Annotated in this window: 2 protein-coding genes and 1 pseudogene; all 3 read left to right on the top strand. The window is 51.0% G+C overall.

The window, feature by feature from the left end; translation table 11 throughout:
- A pseudogene (locus Q0200_RS04570) lies at positions 1–247 on the top strand (hypothetical protein); the annotation flags it as partial.
- Positions 244–456, top strand: coding sequence for a hypothetical protein (locus tag Q0200_RS04575; RefSeq protein WP_297938298.1), 213 nt, complete (start codon positions 244–246; stop codon positions 454–456). The pseudogene Q0200_RS04570 and the gene Q0200_RS04575, both read left to right, overlap by 4 nt.
- Before the next feature lie 17 nt (positions 457–473).
- Positions 474–1,381, top strand: a 908-nt coding sequence (locus tag Q0200_RS04580; RefSeq protein WP_297938301.1) for a class I tRNA ligase family protein, incomplete at its 3' end; no start/stop codon positions are given.

The raw sequence follows: 1,381 nt of genomic DNA on the forward strand, positions 1-1,381 counted from the left end.
CGCCGTCCAGCAGGGCGTGCAGGCGGGAGGGGGCGGTCACCACCAGCACATCCGGCGCGGGGGTTTCCGGGGCGGGAGCGTCTACGGCATTCCCCTGTACGAGCGCGCGGGCGGTGCTACTAGCGACGGATACTCGGCAACGCTTTTTGATATGAAAGTGGAAAAAATCCATCAAACCACGCCTTGCTTTTTCGGCTCCAAAGATGAGATAAATTTACTGCATAAATTTTACGGAAGCACGAAATGAGCGAGCACGCAGCGGACGCAACTCAAAAAGACGAATTTGAGCTGGAGCTTGATCGCCAAAGAGAAATTTTGCAAGCCTGCCAGAGCGAAAAAGGGTTAAATTCATGCTTTGCCTGCGAGGCGATGTTTGAGTGCAAAACCCGCAAAAACTACGTAGATGCCGTATATAGCTCAATGTCTAAAGGCGACGGCGGCGGATTTGATTTTTAAATTTAAAAAGGAAAGATATGAATACGACTTATATTACGACTCCGATTTATTACGTAAACGACGTGCCGCACATCGGACACGCCTACACGACCGTGATCGCGGACACGATGGCGAGATTTGCGAGGCTAAAGGGCGATGATACGTACTTTATGACCGGCACCGACGAGCACGGACAAAAGATCGAGCAAGCCGCCGCAAAAAAGGGCTACACGCCGCAAGCCTACGCCGATGAGATAAGCGCGAAATTTAGGGAGCTGTGGGATAAATTTGATATCAGCTACGATCATTTTATCCGCACGACCGACGACTATCACAAGCTCACGGCGCAAAACGCATTTCTTAAAATGTATCAAAAAGGCGATATCTATAAGGGCGAATACGAGGGATACTACTGCGTTAGCTGCGAGAGTTTTTTTACGCAGACGCAGCTTTTGGAGGACGAGAGGTGTCCTGACTGCGGCAGGCCGACAAATTTGGTAAAAGAGGAGAGCTATTTTTTCAAACTTTCAAAATACCAAGACGCGCTGCTAAAATGGTACGAGGAGAACGAGGGCTGTATCGTGCCGCGCGGCAAGAAAAACGAGGTCGTGAGCTTCGTAAAAGGCGGTCTGCGCGACCTATCGATCACGCGCACGAGCTTTGAGTGGGGTATCAAACTGCCTGCGAGCCTAAACGAACCAAGACACGTGATGTACGTCTGGCTAGATGCGCTCATCAACTACCTTAGCACGCTTGGCTACACGCGCGGCGATGATAAGATGAACTACTGGAAAGGCGCGACGCATATAGTCGGTAAGGATATTTTGCGCTTTCACGCGGTGTACTGGCCGGCCTTTTTAATGAGCCTTGATCTGCCGCTACCTCGCTGCGTCGCCGCTCACGGCTGGTGGACGAGAGACGGCGAAAAAATGAGAAAAAGCAAAGG

The organism is uncultured Campylobacter sp., assembly GCF_938045225.1.
In the GTDB taxonomy this organism is placed as follows: Bacteria; Campylobacterota; Campylobacteria; order Campylobacterales; family Campylobacteraceae; genus Campylobacter_A.

Coding starts and splice junctions, on each gene's coding strand:
- Q0200_RS04575 (WP_297938298.1), top strand. CDS start 244: ATGAGCGAGCACGCAGCGGACGCAACTCAAAAAGACGAATTTGAGCTG.